The organism is Brevundimonas sp. LjRoot202 (genome assembly GCF_964253355.1).
Classification (GTDB): Bacteria; Pseudomonadota; Alphaproteobacteria; order Caulobacterales; family Caulobacteraceae; genus Brevundimonas.
This window is the reverse complement of sequence record NZ_CAXUQW020000002.1, coordinates 561,664-578,360: the sequence shown is the minus strand read 5'-3', so window position 1 is coordinate 578,360 and position 16,697 is coordinate 561,664. Positions and strand designations below refer to the sequence as shown.

The window sequence follows — 16,697 nt, the reverse complement described above, 5'->3', positions numbered from 1 at the left end:
CGGGCGTGGGCGTCGGCGGCGGGGGTTCGGGGGCCTCGACCGGCGGCGCGGCCGCCGTGTCGATCGCCGGGTCCTCGGAGGGCGCGTCGGCCGGGCCGGCCAGCACCATCTCCTCGGAGAGGATCGAGACCGGGATGGTGGTGACGATCTGGCGCTCCGGCCGGTCGCCGGTCGCCGTCAGGGCGAGCAGCACCGCGCCGATGATCGCCGCGTGGACGACCACCGATCCGATCAGGGCCGGGCCGGGACGCTCCAAACCGTCAGCCCTCCTCGCCCGGGGAGGCGGCGGTGTCAGTGACCAGGTTCAGCTTGGTGAAACCGGCGGCCGACAGGCGGGCCATCACCCGCGCCACCGCCTGGTAGGGCGCGCGGCCGTCGCCCCGCACCGAGACCGGATTGTCGCGCGCGTCGGCGCCGCCCGCCTCCGACACGCGCGGGATCAGGTCGTCCCATGCCACGGCGCTCTCGCCGACGAAAATCTCGCCGTCACGGCCAATGGTGACCACTACCGGCTCGTTGACCGAATTCATGGCGCTGGCCTCGGTCTTGGGCAGCTCCACCGGCACCGCCACATTGAGCAGCGGGGCCGAGATCATGAAGATGATCAGCAGCACCAGCATCACGTCGACCAGCGGCGTGACGTTGATCTCGCTCAGGGGCCGTTTCCGGGCCCGTCTGCGGCCCCGGACGTGTCCGCCCGCGCCGCCGCCTCCGCCCATGGCCATCTCAGAGCTCCCGGCGTGCGTAATCGGCCGCGGGTTGCGGCGCGGGGCTGGACGGGCCGCCCAGCCGGCGCGCCACGGCCGCCTGCAGGTCGTCGGCGAAGCTCTCGAGCCGCCCCGTGAACTTGCCCGCGTCGATCGAGAACTTGTTGTAGGCGATATAGGCCGGGATGGCCGCCGCGAGGCCGAGAGCCGTGGCGAACAGGGCTTCCGAGATCGCCGGCGCGACCGTGGCCAGGTTGGTGTTGCCCGAGCCGGCGATGGCGCCGAAGGCGTTCATGATGCCCCAGACGGTGCCGAACAGGCCGATAAAGGGGGAGGAGGTGGCGACCACCGACAGCACGCCGAGACCGTTCTCGACCCGTTGGCCCTCGCGCGCGATCAGGCTGTCCAGCGCCCGGTCGATCCGGGCCATCAGCATGTTGCCCTGCCCTTCCGTCAGCGGCCCCCGGGTGCGCGCTTCACGCCAGTCCGCCAGGGCGATGACCAGCATGCGCGGCAGGGGATGGACCGGGTGGGGTCCGGCTTGCGCCGCGACGTCCTCGAGTGACCGGCCCGACCCGACCGCGTTCTCGAAGGCCGTGGCCTGGCGGTTCAGCGAGGTGAAGCGCACCGCCTTGTCGATGATCACGGCCCACGACCACAGCGAAGCGACGGCCAGGCCGACCATGATCGCCTTCACGACCGGATCGGCCTCCATGAACAGGGTCACGGGGTTCATCATCATCGATGCGTCGGCGACGGTCATTCGGTCGTCCTCTTTCGTCCGGTGCGTCCTGTGCACCGGACGCGCGTGGCGGATGTGTGGCGAATTGGGCCGGGTCTAGCGGGCCGGGGCCGCTTCGTCACCCGACCGCATCTGACAGGTGTGTGAACGGTGAAGCTTCAAGGCGCCAGCCATGGCCGGACCTTCTCCACCAATGCCTTCGTCGGGCGGCGCGGGCGGCCGTCCATGTGGATGCAGACCACCTCGACCTCGGCCCGACACAGCACTTCCTCGTCGCGGGCGATGGTCTGGGAGATCAGCAGTCGGGGCCCCCTCACCGACTCGTAGCGGGTGCGCACCACCAGTTCGTCGTCGATCCGGGCGGGCTTGACGAAGGCCAACTCCATCTTCGTCACCACGAAGGCCGTGGGCTGGTCGCCGTCCAGCAGCTCGGCGTGGCCGATGCCCATCAGCCGCAGGCAGTCCGACCGCCCCCGCTCGAAAAAGCGGACATAGTTTCCATGATAGACCAGGCCGGTGAAGTCGGTGTCCTCGTAATAGACGCGGACGGGCAGCCGGTGCTCACGGCCCTCGAAGCGGCCGGCGGTGGGGCGGTCGCTCATGGTCGAACCCCGCCCCTCGCGCCCGGGGCGCGCGTGAGGAAGCCAGGGCAGACGTCGCCCAGCATCTCGTCGAACTCGGCCTTCAGCGGATCGGTCTCCAGCAGGATGCGGTTGGGCCGCGAGATGAACACGACCAGCTGGTCGCCGGCCGAGACATAGCCGCACACGGCCCGGCGTCGGCCCGTTTCGGTGTAACGCACCACGGCCCCGGGCCCGATGTGCTCGCGCAGCTGCGCCCGGGCGCGGTCCTCCGCCGACGGCTCTCCGCCGCCGAGGCCGCCGTCCCGGCCGACCAGCCACAGGACCAGCACGCCGAGCACGAGCACGGCGGCGCCCAGCACCGTGATCAACCGTTCGACCCTGATCACCCGCCGCGCCATGCCGTCTCCGTTCGAGGCGGAGCATGAAGGGGTTCGGCCGCGCCGTGAAGCCTCACTTGCCCCCGAACAGCCCGCCCTGCTCGGGCGCGCGGGGCGGCTCGGCGAGGCCGAGGTGGGCGTAGGCCCTCGCACACGCCATACGCCCACGGGGCGTGCGCTGGATGAAGCCCTGCTGGAGGAGGTAGGGCTCGATGACGTCCTCGACGGCGTCGCGGGCCTCGGCGATGGCGGCGGCGAGGGTGTCCATGCCGACCGGGCCGCCGCCGTAGTTCTCGATGAGGGCCTTGAGGAAGCGGCGGTCGAGGCTGTCGAGGCCGGCCTCGTCGACCTCGAGCCGGGCCAGGGCCCGCGCCGCCGCCCGCTGGTCGATCGAGGTCGCGCCGTCGGCGGTGGCGAAGTCGCGGACGCGGCGCAGCAGGCGGCCGGCGACGCGGGGGGTGCCGCGCGAGCGGGAGGCGATCTCGCGCGCGCCGTCCTCGGCGATCGGGGCCCCCATCTTGCGGGCCGCGCCCATGATCACCCGGACCAATTCGTCGGGGGTGTAGAACTCGAGCCGCAGCGGAATGCCGAAGCGGTCGCGCAACGGCGTGGCCAGCAGGCCGGCGCGGGTGGTGGCGCCGACGAGGGTGAAGGGGGCCAGGTCGATCCGCACCGACCGGGCCGACGGGCCCTCGCCGATGATCAGGTCGAGGACGTGATCCTCCATGGCCGGGTAGAGGATCTCCTCGACCGCCGGGGCGAGGCGGTGGATCTCGTCGATGAACAGCACGTCGCGCGGCTCGAGATTGGTCAGGATGGCCGCGAGGTCGCCGGCCTTGGCCAGGATCGGGCCGGAGGTGGCGCGGAAGCCGACGCCGAGTTCGCGCGACACGATCTGGGCCAGGGTGGTCTTGCCGAGGCCCGGCGGGCCGAACAGCAGGACATGGTCCAGCGCCTCGCCGCGCCCCCGCGCCGCCTCGATGAAGACCTTGAGATTGCCCTTGGCCTGCTCTTGGCCGACGAACTCGGACAGGGTCTGGGGGCGCAGGGCGCGGTCGTAGGCCTCGCCCGGGGCGGGGTCGGACGAGATGATGCGGTCGTCGGTCACCGCCCCAGCTCCTGCAGGGCGGCGCGGATGACCGCCGACAGTTCGGCGTCGTCGCCAAGGCGGATCAGGGCCTGATCGACGGCCCGGCGCGCATTGACCTCGGCCACGCCGAGGCCGAGCAGGGCGGACACCGCCTCGCCGGTGACGCTGGGGACCGGTGCGATCTCGGCATGCAGCCCCGCCGCGCTCGGCGTGAAGCTGACATCTCCGAGCGGCTTGCCCTTGAGTTCGGTGACGATGCGCAGGGCCAGCTTGGGCCCGACGCCGTTGGCGCGAGCCACGGCGGCCTTGTCGTCGCGGGCCACAGCGCCGGCGAGTTCGCCCGGCGGCAGGACGTCGAGCACCGCCAGCGCCGCCTTGGGGCCGACGCCCTGGATCGCGATCAGGGTGGTGAAGGCGCGGCGTTCGTCGCGGGTCAGGAAGCCGTACAGGCGCGGCCCGTTCTCGGCGGACCAGCTGGATTCGACGTGCAGGGTCGCCTCGTCGCCGGGCGCCGGCAGCCGCTGCAGCGTCCGCGCCCCGCAGGCCACCACATAGCCGACGCCGGCGCAGTCGATCAGGCAGTGATCCGCCTCGACCTCGGCCAGCACGCCTCTGAGCCGGCCGATCATGCCGCCCCCGCGAGTAGGGCCCGCTTGCGCAGCTGGGCGTGGGTGATCGCCACGGCCAGGGCGTCGGCCGCGTCGGCCTTCACGTCGCCGGCGGACGGCAGCAGCCGTTTCACCATGAAGGCGATCTGGCTCTTGTCGGCGTGGCCGGCGCCGACCACCGCCTTCTTGATCAGGTTCGGCGAATACTCCGCCACGCTCAGCCCGTGTCGCGCGGGGGCCAGCATCACCGCCGCCCGGGCGTGGCCCAGCTTCAGCGTCGAGGCCGGGTTCATGTTGACGAAGACCTCCTCGATCGCCGCCTCGTCGCAGGCGTGGGCGGCGCAGACCTCGCCGACCGCGTCGAGCAGGAACAGCAGTCGTTCGCTGAACGGCGCCCCCTCGGGCGGGGCGACGACGCCGTGGGCGATCCAGCGCAGGCGCGAGCCTTCGGCCGCCACCACGCCCCATCCGGTGCGGCGCAGGCCGGGGTCGAGACCGAGGATTCGAGTCACTTCGTTCGCCATCCGTTCCGTTATTGCCCGATAGATGGCTAACGGACAATGACCGATCGCCGGCCGTTCAGTGGCCGAGACGCAGAAGTCCCAGCGCCGGCGTGCCGTCATCCGTCGGCATCAGGTTGAGCATATAGACCGGCTCGGTCGCGGCGTGGTCCGCCATCGCCTCCATTCCGCCCAGCATCAGTTCGGTCCGGTCGGTGTAGGGACCGTTCCCCGAGAAGGTCCAGACCGGGAGGATCGCGGCGGCGAGGCCGAGCCGCGCCTCCACCAGGGCGCTGAGCGCGGCCTCGTCGATGGCGGAGGCCGGCGCGGGCTCCACCACGCAGACCCGAACCTTCACGCCGCCCTGCCCCGCCATGGGGGGCGAGGTGGTGAGGATCAGCCGGGCCGGGGCGGCGTCGACGGGCCCGCTCAGGCGGACGACCGCCTCGGGCGCGTCAGGGTTGACGATCTCGTCGACCATGGCCTGGGGCGCGGGCAGCCAGCCCTCGGCCTCGGCCGCCGCCGTCGCCAGCGCCGGATCGCCCCCGGTGCTCAGGCAGAAACGGTCGACATGCTGGAAATAGGTTTCCGTACTCATCGGAGTCTGCGCCCCGGCGGGCGTCGCCATGACCATCGCCGCCATGGCGACGAGCGCCGTCCTTCGTCCAGTCATCGTGTTCCCCCAAAGAGCCCTGCGCCTTGCTAGCACGCAGGTCGGCCATGGGAAGCACCGGCGAACCGATCATTTCTGACGGCGGCGTCCTTTCGCGCGGCCTACTCGTCGCGCGGCAGCACCGAGAACCCGGCCAGGCCGTCGTGGCCGGACAGCTGCGCCACCAGGGCGTCGGCGTCGATCGGCATCGGCCCCTTCACCTTCAGCTGGTGCTCGTGGATCAGGCGGTCGGGGCTCATCACATGGCCGATGCGCACGGCCTTCAGGCCCCGGGCCCGCAGCAGGTCGCGCAGCGCGGCCTCGCTCGGCGCCGCCCCTCGTTTCCAGCGCAGCACCACGTCCATGACGCCGACGTGCGGAAGCTTGGCGTCGAGCAGGCGCAGCACGGCGAGCACCGCCAGCGTCGCGCCGGAGCCGATCAACGCCAGCTCCAGCATGCCCACGCCATAGAGGACGCCGATCGCCGAGGTGACCCACAGCGAGGCGGCCGTGGTCAGGCCATGCACCGAGAAGCCCTCGCGGAAGATCACCCCGGCGCAGAGGAAGCCGATGCCGGTCAGCAGACCGTGCGACATCCGCGTCGGGTCGATCACCACCCTCTGGCCGGGGAGGTAGGCGAAATCCCAGGTCGACTGCTGCATCGCCGCCAGCATCAGCAGGCAACTGGTCAGGCACACCAGGATATGGGTCCGGAACCCGGCCGGATGTCCGTGATAGGTCCGCTCGACCCCGATCAGGCCGCCCGCCGTCATGGCCGCGACGACCGGCCAGACCAGATCCCAATCCACCAAGAAAATCCCTCCGGAAGCTGCCGAACCTCCAGCGTAGGCCCGCCGCCCCGCGGCGATCAAGCGGCCGTCAGTCGTCGCGCGGATCGAGCCGGTAGCCGGTGACCCCCTCGATGGTCCTCAGTCGGGCCGCCAACGCCTTCAGGGGCTCCTCGCCGACCGCCCTGAGCCGGAAGGCCCGCCGCACGGATTCACCGCCGTCGATCAGTTCATGCCGGTCGCCGCTGGGGGACCAGCCGATCTCTCCCATGGCCGCCTCGACCGCGTCTTCAGCGTCCGGGGCGTCACGCCGCCACACCACCTCAGCGTCCACGACGGTCTGCTGCGGCAAACGCACACTCACCAGCCTCAGCGCCGCGAGGATGACCACGGTGAGCACCGTTCCGCTGGCCGCCAGCGCGAACAGGCCGGCCCCGAACAGCAGGCCTATCGCGGAGGTGATCCACAACGACGCCGCCGTGGTCAGGCCGTGGATCGAGAAGCCCGCCCGGAAGATCACCCCCGCGCAGAGGAAGCCGATGCCGGTGAGCACGCCGTGGGCCATCCGGGTCGGATCGCTGACGATCTCGGTCCCGGCCAAGGCGTCGAACCGCCAGGCGCCCTGCGACACGGCCGCCGCCATCAGCAAGGCGGAGGCGAGACAGACGAGAATGTGGGTGCGGAAGCCGGCCGCCCGCCCCCGCCACTCGCGCTCGAAGCCAACCAGTCCGCCGGCCAGCACGGCGGCGAGCAGGGGCAGGGCGAAGTCGGGCAGCGAGGCCAGGTCCATGCTCCGGCAACGGCGCGGCAGCCTCGCCGTTCCCGCCCTCCGGGGCCGCAACCCCCTCATGAGGGTTAACGCCGGAACCGGACGCCGATCCGAGGGTTACTCGCCGGTTGACCACAGGCCTTCGCCGCCACGGAGGGCTCATATGGCCCAGATTCCGGACCGCCGCCTCGCCCTCGCAGCCTATGAGAAGGTTCGGGCTGACGTGTTGCACGCCGTCGTCGAGCTGTCGGACGACCAGTTGCTCGAGCTCACCGACGCCCTGCACGATCTCATCCGCCTGCGCCGCCCCGGCCGTCCGGGCCGCCACCCCGACGGCTGGGTCGTCGACGAGTTGCGCCGCTTCGCGGGCTGACCCTCAGCCGGCGTATTTCGCCAGGTCCTCGTCCGAGATGTCCTCGTTCGAATAGACGTTCTGCACATCGTCCTCGGCGTCCAGCGCGTCGAGCAGCTTCATCAGCGTGCCGACCGCCTCGCCGGTCACGGCGACCTCGGATTGGGGTTTCCAGACAATGGCCGTCGACTTCGGGTCGCCCAGCACCTTGGACATGGCGTCGGCGACCTCGTTGAGGTCCTCGAACTTCGTCCAGATGGTGTGGCCCGGCGCGTCCTCGTAGATGTCCGGCTTGACCAGATCGCTCTCGACGTCCTGGGCGCCCGCCTCGATGGCGGCCTCCATGACCTGGTCCTCGGTGCCCGCGTCGGCCTTGTAGATGATCTGGCCGACCCGATCCCACATGAAGGCGACCGAGTTCATCTCGCCCAGGGCCCCGCCGTTCTTGGAGAAGGCGGCGCGGATGTTGGAGCCGGCGCGGTTGCGGTTGTCGGTCAGGGCCTCGACGATGATGCCGACGCCGCCCGGCCCGCGGCCCTCGTAGCGGATCTCCTCCATCGTATCGACGTCGCCCGCCGCGGCCTTGTTGATAGCCCGCTGGATGACGTCCTTGGGCAGGCTCTCGGCCTTGGCGTTGTTCACCGCGAGGCGCAGACGCGGGTTCATGGCCGGGTCGGGCATCCCCGACTTGGCGGCGACTGTGATGTCGCGGGACAGCTTGGAGAAGAGCTTGGACCGCTGCGCGTCGGCGCGGCCCTTGCGGTGCATGATGTTCTTGAACTTGGAATGGCCGGCCATGAGGATTCGTTCTGGGTCCGTGGAAAAGTGAGGCGCGCCGTCTAGCCGATGCGCGACCGGCTGTCACGGGACAGGAACCGCCAGCTTCGCCGGGCATTTCCCGAGAGACCCGCCGGAGCCCGCCATGACCGCCGAAGACGCCATCTATGACACCGACCTCTATGACGAGGGCGACCTCGACGAGGCGGACATCGTCGAGTGGTACGAGGCCCGCCCGGTCACCGTCCCCGCCGCCGTCGCCACCGGCGCCATCATCGGCGCCTTCGCCCTGGGGGTGCTGACCGCGGTCGGCGCGCTCGCCCTCATGGGGCGGTTGGACGACTAGGTCTTCAGGCTTTCCAGGAACCCGCGCATCTTCTCGTCCACCGACACCGGTCGCTTTGTCTCGCGGTCGACGTAGACGTGGACGAAATAGCCCACGGCCGCGGCTTCCTCCTCGGCATTGCGGAACAGGCCGATCTCGTAGCGCACCGACGATGTGCCGACGTGGGCCACCCGCACCCCGGCCTGAATCTCGTCCGGAAAGGCGGTCGGCGAGAAGTAGCGGCAGCCGGTCTCGACCACCAGGCCGATGGTCCGGCCGCCATGGATGTCCAGCACGCCGTTGACGACCAGCAGCCGGTTCACCGCCGTGTCGAACCACGAGTAATAGACCACGTTGTTCACGTGGCCGTAGACGTCGTTGTCCATCCAGCGCGTGGAGATGGCCTGGAAGCGGCGATAGTCGCTCCGTTTGGTCCGTTCGATGGTGCCGGTCATGTATCCCCTCCGGGTTGGTGCGCTATCGCTCGGCGCGCCGCGCCTCGCTGCTTGAGCGCGATGTTTCCTCGAGCACGTCTGGCGCGCGCTTCATGGGCGACGCTCGGGCTTGGCGGACGCGGCGTCAAGCGCCTAGCCTCCGCTCCATGCAGACCACCGCCGCCGTCCTCCGCAGCATGGGCGCCGCCCGCCCCTACGCCGACAGCCGCCCGCTGAGCCTCGAGACCGTGACCCTCGATCCGCCGGGCGCGGATGAGGTGCTCGTCGCCATCAAGGCCGCCGGCCTTTGCCATTCGGACCTCAGCGTCATCAACGGCGACCGGCCGCGCCCCCTGCCGATGGCGCTGGGCCATGAGGCGGCCGGGGTGGTCGAGGCGCTGGGGCCCGGCGTCGGCGACCTGGCGATCGGGGACCATGTGGTCATGGTCTTCATGCCCAACTGCGGTCATTGCGACCCCTGCGCCGGCGGCCGGCCGGCCCTGTGCGAGCCGGGGGCGGCGGCCAACGGCCGGGGCGTGCTGCTGGGCGGGGACCGGCGCATCCATGCCGGCGCGGATACGCTGAATCACCATCTCGGCTGCTCCGCCTTCGCGGGTCATGCGGTGGTGTCGCGGCGGTCGCTGGTGAAGGTCGACCGCGACCTGCCCTTCGAGCACGCCGCCCTGTTCGGCTGCGCGGTGCTGACCGGCGTCGGCGCGGTGGTGAACACCGCCGGGGTGCGGACGGGCCAGTCGGTGGTGGTGGTCGGGCTCGGCGGACTCGGCCTGTCGTCGGTGCTGGGGGCGCTGGCCAGCGGAGCGTCGCCGGTGGTGGCGGTGGACCTGAGCGACGACAAGCTGGCCCTCGCCCGGTCGCTGGGTCCGGTGCGGACGGTCAACGCCGCCGACGCCGATGCGGTGGAGCAGGTCCGGGCCCTGACCGGCGGCGGGGCCGATGTCGTGTTCGAGATGGCCGGCAGCGTGAAGGCGCTGGAGGCGGCGTGGCGGATGACCCGGCGCGGCGGGACCACGGTCACCGCCGGCCTGCCGCCGCCCGAGGCGGCGCTGGCGGTCAACGTCGTGCAACTGGTCGCCGAGGAGCGCAGCCTGAAGGGCTCGTACATCGGAACCTGCGTGCCCTCGCGGGACATCCCGCGATACGTGGCGCTGTTCCGCGAGGGGCGGCTGCCGGTGGACCGGCTGCTGACCGGGACCATTCCGCTGGAGGACATCAACGCCGCCTTCGACGCCCTGGCCGACGGGGTGGCGGTGCGAACCGTGGTGACCTTCCCGTAAGGCCAAGCTAGAACCCGGTCCGAAACCCGCGAGGAGAGACCGCCATGGCCACCGAACTCTACGATCTGACGGTCCCCGTCTTCACCCGCGCCCTCAAGGCCCTGTCGGGCCTGCTGGACAAGGCGGTCGAGCACGCGGGCCAGGCGGGCGCCGACGCATTGCTGTCGAACCGGCTGGCCGAGGACATGCACCCCCTGGTCAAGCAGGTGCAGATCGCCTGCGACGGGCCCAAGCTGTGCGTCGCCCGCCTGTCCGGCGTCGAGGCCCCGGTCAACGAGGACACCGAGACCACCATCCCGGAGCTGAAGGCCCGCATCGCCGCCACCCTGGACTGGATCGGCTCGGTCCCGCGCGAGGCGATCGACGGACAGGAGAACCGGGATGTTGTGCTGAAATTCCCCGGCGGGGAATGGCCGTTCAAGGGTCAGGCCTACGTCGTCGGTTTCGCCCTGCCCAACTTCTTCTTCCACGTCACCACCGCCTACGACCTGCTGCGCCAGGCCGGCGTGCCGCTGGGCAAACGCGACTTCCTCGGCGCCGCGGGGTAGCCGGACCGGGGGTGGACCCCGCCAAGGCAACGCTGCTACCCCAAGGGCATGGAAACCGGCGCACTCATCACCATCGGCCTCTATTTCGTCCTGATGCTCGGCATCGGCGTCTATGCCTGGAGAAAGTCCACCAGCGACGTCTCGGGCTATATGCTGGGCGGGCGACAGCTGGGCCCGGGGGTCACCGCCCTGTCGGCGGGCGCGTCGGACATGAGCGGCTGGCTGATGATGGGCCTGCCCGGCGCGATGTTCCTGACCGGCCTGTCGGCGGCGTGGATCGGGGTCGGCCTCGTGGTCGGGGCATGGCTGAACTATCTGATCGTGGCCCCGCGGCTGCGCGTCTACACCGAGGTCGCCAACGACGCGATCACCATCCCCGACTATCTGGCCGAGCGCTTCGCCGACCGGGCCCATCTGCTGCGCATCATCTCGGCCGTGGTCATCGTCGTCTTCTACACCCTGTACACCGCCAGCGGCATGGTCGCGGGGGGCAAGCTGTTCGACAGCGCCTTCGGCCTCGACTACGCGTGGGGCCTGTGGATCACCGCCGGCGTGGTGCTGGCCTATACGATGTTCGGCGGCTTCCTCGCCGTCAGCCTGACCGACTTCGTGCAGGGCTGCATCATGTTCCTGGCCCTGATCCTCGTGCCGATCGTGGCCATGATGAACGTCGGCGGACCGGCGGAGACGGCGGAGATCGTCCGCTCGGTCGATCCGGCCCGCTTCGACCTGCTGGCCGGCACCACCGCCGTGGGCGTCGTCTCGGCCCTGGCCTGGGGCCTCGGCTATTTCGGCCAGCCCCACATCATCGTCCGCTTCATGGCCATCCGCTCGGTGCGCGACATCCCGGCCGCGCGCCGCATCGGCATGAGCTGGATGATCGTGTCGCTGGTCGGCGCCCTCGCCACCGGCATCACCGGCCTCGCCTACGCCACCTTGAACAACCTCGACGTCGCCGACCCCGAGACCATCTTCATCCTCCTCTCCGACCTGCTGTTCGATCCGCTGATCACCGGCTTCCTGCTGGCCGCCATCCTCGCCGCGATCATGAGCACCATCTCGTCGCAGCTGCTGGTCTCGTCCAGCTCGCTGACCGAGGACGTGTACCGCACCTTCCTGCGCCGCAGCGCCTCGCAGAAGGAGCTGGTGCTGGTCGGCCGCCTCGCCGTGCTGGCCGTGGCGCTGGCGGGCATCGGACTGGCGTATGACCCGGACAACAATGTGCTGGGCCTCGTGGCCAACGCCTGGGCCGGCTTCGGCGCCGCCTTCGGGCCGCTGATCATCCTGTCGCTGACGTGGAAGCGGATGACCCGCAACGGCGCCCTCGCCGGCATGATCACCGGCGCCGCCGTGGTGCTGTTCTGGATCTTCGCCCCGGTGCTGCCCTCGGGCGCCGCCCTGACCACGGTGCTGTACGAGATGGTCCCCGGCTTCATCCTCAGCTTCCTCGCCATCGTCGCCGTCAGCCTGATGGGCAAGGCCCCGGCCGGCGAGGTCGCCGCGACCTTCGACGCCGTCGAGGCGAAGCTGGCCGAGGCGAAGGCGCCCGAAGCGGCGGCGTCGTGAGCGACTCCGCGCCCGGCCCGCTGCGGCGCCTCGCCGACCTGCCCGGCGTCGACGACCTCGAGCTCAAGGCGCTGATGAAGCCGCGCCTCGCCGACCCCGACCTGCGCGACGAGCACCCCGAGGTCGACGCCGTCGCCCGCGCCGCCTTCGGCCTGTCGCTGGCCGAGGCCGAGGCCGTCGCCCTGCCCGCCGACTGGCCCGACCCTCTGCGCGACCTGCACCGCCGCTCGCCGGCCGAGCTGGTCGAGGCCTTCGAGGCCGAGGGCTGGGACGTCACGGACAAGCGCCGCAAGCCGCTGCGGATGCTGCCGATCTTCGCCCTGCCGCTGGCGCTGGCCGCGCGGGGCGTGGCGGGACAGCTGCCGTTCGTCGCCGAGCCGGATCATCCCACGACCGACTGGGGCGCCAGTCTGAAGGCCGAGGCGGGGCGGTTCAGGAAGCGATGACATCGGCGGCGTCAGCCGCCGCGTCGTCGGTCCGGGCGGCGGTCCGCCGCAGCGGGTCGGTCACGGTCTCGGCCATGAACAGCAGGCCGGGCAGGATGAAGTCGGCGGGGTCGGCGATGCGGCGGGCCTGAAGGGTCCAGAGGAACAGGTGTTCGCGCTCGAAATGCGGCTCCATCCGGCCCTCGGCGATCTGCATCAGGCGATGGCGCTGGACGGCCCACATCTGGTGGTCCTTGCGGCGCAGGCGGTTGGGGCGGCGGGTTTTCACGGCGATCTCTCTCCGTCAGGCGCCTTGCAGGCACGGGTTTGGGCTTCCCGGAGCAGGCTCCGGAAAGGTGGGAGGGAGCGGGGCGACCGGGCCTCGCCCGGTGCTTTGATAGATAACCGTTTCGACGAGACAGGCTGCCCCGCGTAGTCGTTTTCCACACGCCCTCCGGCTGGCGGCCTTGGCATTCGGGCCTTGCCGGATCACCGCCGGAACCGTTGCCGGGCCCGACGCGGGGCGGACATGACGGCCTCAGGACGTCAGCAGCCCGCAGTCCAACAGCGCGCGGCGAGCAAGCAGAGGCCATCCATCGACCTCCACGAGGACCCCCGGACTCTCCTTCGCCCGGGCTTCATCGCTCGACCATAGCCCGCCGCCATCGAGGAACGTGGATCCGACGCCCTCCCCACCGACGGGATGGGCAGGAGTATGGGCCGGGTTCTTCCTACGGCGGGCTCAGGACGCTGGGAATTTTCGATCCGGCCTGAAAACAACAGGTTGGCGGTAAAGATTAGGGAGGTTGGGCCCGGATTTGCAGCGCAGCATTCCCCTTCGTCATCCTCCGGCAAGCGCAGCGAGACCGGGGGACCCAGCGGCGCCGAAGGCGGTCTGTTCCGGCAGGCTGTATCGAACAGCGGCGCTCCCGACAGGGTCGCGCTCGCGCGCGCCGCTGGGTCCCCCGGTCTGCGCGGCTACGCCGCTTGCCGGAGGATGACGATAGCGGGGATGCGTCTCCTCCCTGTCCGCAGAGCGGATGGGGAGGTGGATCGACGGCGGAGCCCGCGAGACGGAGGGCTGGCGGCGGCGCGCACGAAAGGGCACCCCTCCACCGCTTCGCGGTCCCCCTCCCATCGCGGAGCGACGGGGAGGAGACGTGGCAACGGCGCCCAGGGCGCGTGTTGAAGGCTGGCGTCCGACGCTCCGGAGGCGCTAACCTCTAGTAGGAACGCTGAGCGACTCACCTACTCGAGGTAGGAACTTGGTGATGAACTGGGGGGCGGACGCCGTGAGCGCTCTATCTGCTGCGCTTTCGAAACTAACTCCGCAGCATCGCACCGCGCTGGAATGGTTTTGGTCGCGGCGAGGTGAACTTATCGGATGGCCCGAGCCACTCGACGGCCTGTTCCTAGTCAACCGCCCCAAGGGCATCCACAAACCTGAGGGCTGGGTGCACGCTCTTAGCGTTCGGCAGGCCCTTAAGGGCCCCTACCCCGACAAGCCGGTTAGTGGCTCGTTCGAAGACGGCTGGACCTACGACTATTTTCAAGAGGGACAGCGGCCGGAAGACCGGGACAAGTACGCGGGCAATCGCGGGCTGATGGCGTGTAAGGCGGACGGGGTTCCCGTGGCTGTCCTTATTCAAGAAAAGCCGAAACCCGGGGTGCAGTATCGCGTATGGGGGTTGGCAGAGGTCGTTGATTTCGATGCCGGCTACTTCCGACTTCGTGGTTTCTCCGCCGACGGCAACCTAAAGACTCCGCACCCGGGGGCCGGGCTGGATTTCGCGTATCCGCAACCCGAGCCGAGCCTCGCCCACGCGGCTGACCACCCACCCCTTTCACTCGACGACGCTAGGCGTCGTATTGAAACCCAGATCGTGGAGCGCCAAGGCGGCAAAGCCTTTCGCGAGGAGGCGCTCAAGCGCTTCAGTAGCCGCTGCGCGGTGACCGGATGGAACGTGCCCGAGGTACTCGAAGCCGCCCATATCGTTCCTTACCTCGGAGAGCACACCAATCGGCCCGACAACGCGCTGCTGCTGCGGTCAGACATCCACACACTTTTTGATCGTGACCTGTTGGCCATTGACCCCGAGACCCTCCGAGTTCGCCTAAGCGGCACTCTCGATCAGGGGCCATACGCTGAGTTCTCCGGCAAAGGAGTCGCCCTTCCTACCGGAATCGCGCCGGAGACGCTTCGAGCCCGCCTGTTGGAGCGGATCGAAGCTCTGAAGCCAAAGACGTTTCAGGCTTAACCAGAAGTCATCCGAATGGCCTCGAACCGGATCAGCCCGTACTTCTCGACGAACCACGCCACAAAGGCCTCTGGGCTCTCGCCGTATCGCCAATAGCGCAGCGCGTCTTCGGGCGACCAACCTGCGTCATTCGAGTCGATGCACCAGTCGCGCTTCATGACGCGATCGACCTCCGCCAGCCATGCGATGCATTCGGAAGAAATTGGAGCGGAGGCTGCCATGGCCGCGAGCCTATCCCTGTCTCGCCGACGCCTCTACCAACCCGGAGTAGGTACGCCCCCTACGCCCGGTCCCGCACCCGCATCGCCCCGCCCGCGCTGGTCTCCACCTCGAACCGGCCCGTCCCGCGGATCAGGTCCGACAGCTTGGCATAGCCATAGGACCGCTGGTCGAAGTCCGGGTAGGCGTTCCTCAGCCGGTTGGCGATGCCGCCGGCGTTGACCCAGCCGTCGCCGTCCTCGTCCATGTCGGCGATGACCGTGGCGATCAGGCGGGCGGCCTCGGACGGGGGGCGTTTGCCGGGGGCCGGGGTCGCGCCGGCCGGGGCGGCGGCCGCGGCGGTCTTGCGGCCGCGGCCGGAGCCGGACGCGGGGGCGGCGGGCTCGTCGGCGGCGGCGGCGGCCATGCGGCCGGTCAGGTTCTCGGTGTAGATGAAGCGGGTGCAGGCCTGGCGGAAGCTCTCGGGCGTCTTGCGCTCGCCGAAGCCGTAGACGTCGACCCCCTCTTCGCGGATGCGCGAGGCCAAACGGGTGAAGTCGGCGTCAGACGAGACGAGGCAGAAGCCGTCGAACCGGCCCGAGTGCAGCAGGTCCATGCCGTCGATGACGAGGGCGATGTCGCCGGAGTTCTTGCCCTTGGTGTTGGCGAAATTCTGCTGGGGCTGGATGGCGAGGCGGGCCAGGACGCGGGTCCAGCCGGCGATCTGGGGGCTGGAGAAGTCGCCGTAGATGCGCCGGGCGCTGGCCTCGCCGAGGGTGGCGATCTCGGTGAACAGGGCCTCGGCGATCTTCGGCGAGGCGTTCTCGGCGTCGATCAGCACGGCCAGGCGCGGGGCGCGGTCGGCGGCTCGGGTGGGGTCGGTCGCCATGTCGTCGGGCCTCCTCGGCTGATGAACCGGTGTGGCGCGGCGGCGGGGGCGGGTCAACCGGGGGCGGCCGGGGGCCGGCGGACCCATTGGCTCGGCCGCACGTTTTCCCGGTCATGGTTTACCACAATCACCTTCTCGACACGCTCGGGCCGGACGATCTGGAGGCGCTGCGCCCGCACCTGCGCCCGATGGCGGTCGCCGCCGGCCAGATCCTGATCGAGCAGGACGGCGAGATCGCGGAGGTGCATTTCCCCGCCGACGCCCAGCTGGCCAATCTGGTGCGCTTCTCCGACGGGTCGGCGGTCGAGACCGCCGTGGTCGGGCGCGAGGGCCTGTCGGGACTGGCGCCCCTCATGGCCGACGAGCCGTGCGGCTGGGAGGTGGCGGCGCGGCTGCCGGGGACGGTGCATGTCATGCCGGCGGCGGCGCTGCGCGCGCGGATGCGGGTCAGTCCGCCGCTGATGGACCGGCTGCTGCGCCTGTCGTCGATCTACCAGATGCAGGCGGTGCAGCACGCCGCCTGCAACGCCACGCACAGGGTGCTGCCGCGGGTGGCGCGCTGGCTGCTGAGCGCCGGCGACCTGACGCCGGACGAGCGCATCCACTTCACCCAGGAGGAGCTGGCCGGCCTGCTGGGGGCGCAGCGCACCACGGTCAACGACGCCGCCAACCAGCTGAAGGACCGCAAGGCGATCAGCTATGCGCGCGGGGCGATCCGCATCCTCGACCGCCGCGCGCTCGAGGCGGAGGCCTGCGAATGCTACGCCATGGAGCGGAGGCGGATCGAGCGGGCGGGGGTGCGGCCCTGAGGCG

23 protein-coding genes and 1 pseudogene are annotated in these 16,697 nt (G+C 70.4%); 8 read left to right on the top strand and 16 right to left on the bottom strand.

Features of this window, described 5'->3' with window-relative positions:
* The 11 genes and pseudogenes from ACSQ1L_RS07840 to ACSQ1L_RS07790 form a co-directional block, all read right to left on the bottom strand.
* A pseudogene (locus tag ACSQ1L_RS07840) lies at nucleotides 1-256 on the bottom strand (hypothetical protein); the annotation flags it as partial.
* A 4-nt stretch (nucleotides 257-260) separates the two neighbouring features.
* Nucleotides 261-725 (bottom strand): ExbD/TolR family protein, encoded by a 465-nt coding sequence (locus ACSQ1L_RS07835; protein WP_435993644.1) that lies wholly within the window; start codon nucleotides 723-725, stop codon nucleotides 261-263.
* Between the two features lies 1 nt (nucleotide 726).
* The gene (gene tolQ / locus ACSQ1L_RS07830; RefSeq protein ID WP_435993643.1) at nucleotides 727-1,470 is read right to left on the bottom strand and encodes a protein TolQ; all 744 of its coding nucleotides are present in this window, start codon (nucleotides 1,468-1,470) and stop codon (nucleotides 727-729) included.
* Nucleotides 1,471-1,607: 137 nt separating this feature from the next.
* On the bottom strand, nucleotides 1,608-2,051 hold the full coding sequence (gene ybgC / locus ACSQ1L_RS07825; protein WP_435993642.1) for a tol-pal system-associated acyl-CoA thioesterase: 444 nt from the start codon (nucleotides 2,049-2,051) through the stop codon (nucleotides 1,608-1,610).
* Entirely contained in the window at nucleotides 2,048-2,431 is a 384-nt protein-coding gene (locus tag ACSQ1L_RS07820; RefSeq protein WP_435993641.1) for a hypothetical protein, read from the bottom strand. The genes ybgC and ACSQ1L_RS07820 overlap by 4 nt, the downstream gene beginning before the upstream one ends.
* 52 nt (nucleotides 2,432-2,483) lie before the next feature.
* The gene (ruvB, locus tag ACSQ1L_RS07815) at nucleotides 2,484-3,518 is read right to left on the bottom strand and encodes a Holliday junction branch migration DNA helicase RuvB (protein WP_435993640.1); all 1,035 of its coding nucleotides are present in this window, start codon (nucleotides 3,516-3,518) and stop codon (nucleotides 2,484-2,486) included.
* Nucleotides 3,515-4,129 (bottom strand): Holliday junction branch migration protein RuvA, encoded by a 615-nt coding sequence (gene ruvA / locus ACSQ1L_RS07810; protein WP_435993637.1) that lies wholly within the window; start codon nucleotides 4,127-4,129, stop codon nucleotides 3,515-3,517. Before ruvA ends, ruvB begins: the two co-directional genes overlap by 4 nt.
* Complete coding sequence (gene ruvC, locus ACSQ1L_RS07805; RefSeq protein ID WP_435993635.1) at nucleotides 4,126-4,632, bottom strand: crossover junction endodeoxyribonuclease RuvC; 507 nt, start codon at nucleotides 4,630-4,632, stop codon at nucleotides 4,126-4,128. Before ruvC ends, ruvA begins: the two co-directional genes overlap by 4 nt.
* 55 nt (nucleotides 4,633-4,687) lie before the next feature.
* A complete protein-coding gene (locus tag ACSQ1L_RS07800) occupies nucleotides 4,688-5,281 on the bottom strand; it encodes a hypothetical protein (protein WP_435993633.1) in 594 nt (197 codons plus the stop codon).
* 101 nt (nucleotides 5,282-5,382) lie between these two features.
* Nucleotides 5,383-6,069, bottom strand: coding sequence for an MgtC/SapB family protein (locus ACSQ1L_RS07795; protein WP_435993631.1), 687 nt, complete (start codon nucleotides 6,067-6,069; stop codon nucleotides 5,383-5,385).
* A gap of 70 nt (nucleotides 6,070-6,139) precedes the next feature.
* Complete coding sequence (locus tag ACSQ1L_RS07790; protein ID WP_435993629.1) at nucleotides 6,140-6,838, bottom strand: MgtC/SapB family protein; 699 nt, start codon at nucleotides 6,836-6,838, stop codon at nucleotides 6,140-6,142.
* Nucleotides 6,839-6,980: 142 nt separating this feature from the next.
* On the opposite strand from ACSQ1L_RS07790, the gene ACSQ1L_RS07785 reads away from it, so the two are divergent.
* Nucleotides 6,981-7,190, top strand: a complete 210-nt coding sequence (locus tag ACSQ1L_RS07785) for a hypothetical protein (RefSeq protein WP_435993627.1) — start codon at nucleotides 6,981-6,983, stop codon at nucleotides 7,188-7,190.
* A gap of 3 nt (nucleotides 7,191-7,193) precedes the next feature.
* Here ACSQ1L_RS07785 and ACSQ1L_RS07780 read toward each other — a convergent pair whose 3' ends face one another.
* Nucleotides 7,194-7,967, bottom strand: coding sequence for a YebC/PmpR family DNA-binding transcriptional regulator (locus ACSQ1L_RS07780; protein ID WP_435993625.1), 774 nt, complete (start codon nucleotides 7,965-7,967; stop codon nucleotides 7,194-7,196).
* Between the two features lie 124 nt (nucleotides 7,968-8,091).
* Between ACSQ1L_RS07780 and ACSQ1L_RS07775 the strand changes: the two genes are divergently transcribed.
* The gene (locus ACSQ1L_RS07775) at nucleotides 8,092-8,292 is read left to right on the top strand and encodes a hypothetical protein (protein ID WP_435993623.1); all 201 of its coding nucleotides are present in this window, start codon (nucleotides 8,092-8,094) and stop codon (nucleotides 8,290-8,292) included.
* On the opposite strand, the gene ACSQ1L_RS07770 is transcribed toward ACSQ1L_RS07775, so the two are convergent.
* Entirely contained in the window at nucleotides 8,289-8,726 is a 438-nt protein-coding gene (locus ACSQ1L_RS07770) for an acyl-CoA thioesterase (RefSeq protein WP_435993621.1), read from the bottom strand. The genes ACSQ1L_RS07775 and ACSQ1L_RS07770 overlap by 4 nt on opposite strands.
* A 146-nt stretch (nucleotides 8,727-8,872) precedes the next feature.
* Here ACSQ1L_RS07770 and ACSQ1L_RS07765 point away from each other — a divergent pair, with 146 nt between their 5' ends.
* Genes ACSQ1L_RS07765 through ACSQ1L_RS07750 form a run of 4 tightly spaced genes read left to right on the top strand, consistent with a single transcriptional unit; the run spans nucleotide 8,873 to nucleotide 12,560 of the window.
* Nucleotides 8,873-10,000: a zinc-dependent alcohol dehydrogenase family protein gene (locus tag ACSQ1L_RS07765; protein WP_435993619.1), complete on the top strand. Its 1,128-nt coding sequence runs from the start codon at nucleotides 8,873-8,875 to the stop codon at nucleotides 9,998-10,000.
* A 44-nt stretch (nucleotides 10,001-10,044) separates the two neighbouring features.
* Complete coding sequence (locus ACSQ1L_RS07760) at nucleotides 10,045-10,548, top strand: DUF1993 domain-containing protein (RefSeq protein ID WP_435993617.1); 504 nt, start codon at nucleotides 10,045-10,047, stop codon at nucleotides 10,546-10,548.
* 48 nt (nucleotides 10,549-10,596) lie between these two features.
* On the top strand, nucleotides 10,597-12,114 hold the full coding sequence (putP, locus tag ACSQ1L_RS07755; RefSeq protein WP_435993615.1) for a sodium/proline symporter PutP: 1,518 nt from the start codon (nucleotides 10,597-10,599) through the stop codon (nucleotides 12,112-12,114).
* Complete coding sequence (locus ACSQ1L_RS07750) at nucleotides 12,111-12,560, top strand: hypothetical protein (protein ID WP_435993613.1); 450 nt, start codon at nucleotides 12,111-12,113, stop codon at nucleotides 12,558-12,560. The genes putP and ACSQ1L_RS07750 overlap by 4 nt, the downstream gene beginning before the upstream one ends.
* Here the strand turns inward: ACSQ1L_RS07750 and ACSQ1L_RS07745 are convergent.
* On the bottom strand, nucleotides 12,547-12,828 hold the full coding sequence (locus tag ACSQ1L_RS07745) for a hypothetical protein (RefSeq protein ID WP_435993611.1): 282 nt from the start codon (nucleotides 12,826-12,828) through the stop codon (nucleotides 12,547-12,549). The genes ACSQ1L_RS07750 and ACSQ1L_RS07745 overlap by 14 nt on opposite strands.
* A 982-nt stretch (nucleotides 12,829-13,810) precedes the next feature.
* On the opposite strand from ACSQ1L_RS07745, the gene ACSQ1L_RS07740 reads away from it, so the two are divergent.
* A complete protein-coding gene (locus ACSQ1L_RS07740; RefSeq protein WP_435993609.1) occupies nucleotides 13,811-14,797 on the top strand; it encodes an HNH endonuclease in 987 nt (328 codons plus the stop codon).
* Here ACSQ1L_RS07740 and ACSQ1L_RS07735 read toward each other — a convergent pair.
* Nucleotides 14,794-15,018, bottom strand: a complete 225-nt coding sequence (locus tag ACSQ1L_RS07735) for a hypothetical protein (RefSeq protein WP_435993607.1) — start codon at nucleotides 15,016-15,018, stop codon at nucleotides 14,794-14,796. The two genes, ACSQ1L_RS07740 and ACSQ1L_RS07735, sit on opposite strands and share 4 nt — an antisense overlap.
* Nucleotides 15,019-15,077: 59 nt before the next feature.
* Nucleotides 15,078-15,884, bottom strand: a complete 807-nt coding sequence (locus ACSQ1L_RS07730; protein ID WP_435993605.1) for an NYN domain-containing protein — start codon at nucleotides 15,882-15,884, stop codon at nucleotides 15,078-15,080.
* 113 nt (nucleotides 15,885-15,997) lie between these two features.
* Here ACSQ1L_RS07730 and ACSQ1L_RS07725 point away from each other — a divergent pair, with 113 nt between their 5' ends.
* Nucleotides 15,998-16,693, top strand: coding sequence for a Crp/Fnr family transcriptional regulator (locus tag ACSQ1L_RS07725; RefSeq protein ID WP_435993603.1), 696 nt, complete (start codon nucleotides 15,998-16,000; stop codon nucleotides 16,691-16,693).
* Nucleotides 16,694-16,697 lie beyond the last annotated feature (4 nt).

What these genes read in the sequence shown, in the direction of transcription:
- ACSQ1L_RS07760 (WP_435993617.1), top strand. Translation starts at nt 10,045, where the DNA reads ATGGCCACCGAACTCTACGATCTGACGGTCCCCGTCTTCACCCGCGCC.
- ACSQ1L_RS07775 (WP_435993623.1), top strand. Translation starts at nt 8,092, where the DNA reads ATGACCGCCGAAGACGCCATCTATGACACCGACCTCTATGACGAGGGC.
- ACSQ1L_RS07835 (WP_435993644.1), bottom strand. Translation starts at nt 725, where the DNA reads ATGGCCATGGGCGGAGGCGGCGGCGCGGGCGGACACGTCCGGGGCCGC.
- putP (WP_435993615.1), top strand. Translation starts at nt 10,597, where the DNA reads ATGGAAACCGGCGCACTCATCACCATCGGCCTCTATTTCGTCCTGATG.
- ACSQ1L_RS07765 (WP_435993619.1), top strand. Translation starts at nt 8,873, where the DNA reads ATGCAGACCACCGCCGCCGTCCTCCGCAGCATGGGCGCCGCCCGCCCC.
- ybgC (WP_435993642.1), bottom strand. Translation starts at nt 2,051, where the DNA reads ATGAGCGACCGCCCCACCGCCGGCCGCTTCGAGGGCCGTGAGCACCGG.
- ruvA (WP_435993637.1), bottom strand. Translation starts at nt 4,129, where the DNA reads ATGATCGGCCGGCTCAGAGGCGTGCTGGCCGAGGTCGAGGCGGATCAC.
- ruvC (WP_435993635.1), bottom strand. Translation starts at nt 4,632, where the DNA reads ATGGCGAACGAAGTGACTCGAATCCTCGGTCTCGACCCCGGCCTGCGC.
- ACSQ1L_RS07725 (WP_435993603.1), top strand. Translation starts at nt 15,998, where the DNA reads ATGGTTTACCACAATCACCTTCTCGACACGCTCGGGCCGGACGATCTG.
- ACSQ1L_RS07790 (WP_435993629.1), bottom strand. Translation starts at nt 6,838, where the DNA reads ATGGACCTGGCCTCGCTGCCCGACTTCGCCCTGCCCCTGCTCGCCGCC.
- ACSQ1L_RS07820 (WP_435993641.1), bottom strand. Translation starts at nt 2,431, where the DNA reads ATGGCGCGGCGGGTGATCAGGGTCGAACGGTTGATCACGGTGCTGGGC.
- ACSQ1L_RS07770 (WP_435993621.1), bottom strand. Translation starts at nt 8,726, where the DNA reads ATGACCGGCACCATCGAACGGACCAAACGGAGCGACTATCGCCGCTTC.
- ACSQ1L_RS07780 (WP_435993625.1), bottom strand. Translation starts at nt 7,967, where the DNA reads ATGGCCGGCCATTCCAAGTTCAAGAACATCATGCACCGCAAGGGCCGC.
- tolQ (WP_435993643.1), bottom strand. Translation starts at nt 1,470, where the DNA reads ATGACCGTCGCCGACGCATCGATGATGATGAACCCCGTGACCCTGTTC.
- ACSQ1L_RS07735 (WP_435993607.1), bottom strand. Translation starts at nt 15,018, where the DNA reads ATGGCAGCCTCCGCTCCAATTTCTTCCGAATGCATCGCATGGCTGGCG.
- ACSQ1L_RS07730 (WP_435993605.1), bottom strand. Translation starts at nt 15,884, where the DNA reads ATGGCGACCGACCCCACCCGAGCCGCCGACCGCGCCCCGCGCCTGGCC.
- ACSQ1L_RS07740 (WP_435993609.1), top strand. Translation starts at nt 13,811, where the DNA reads ATGAACTGGGGGGCGGACGCCGTGAGCGCTCTATCTGCTGCGCTTTCG.
- ACSQ1L_RS07800 (WP_435993633.1), bottom strand. Translation starts at nt 5,281, where the DNA reads ATGACTGGACGAAGGACGGCGCTCGTCGCCATGGCGGCGATGGTCATG.
- ACSQ1L_RS07785 (WP_435993627.1), top strand. Translation starts at nt 6,981, where the DNA reads ATGGCCCAGATTCCGGACCGCCGCCTCGCCCTCGCAGCCTATGAGAAG.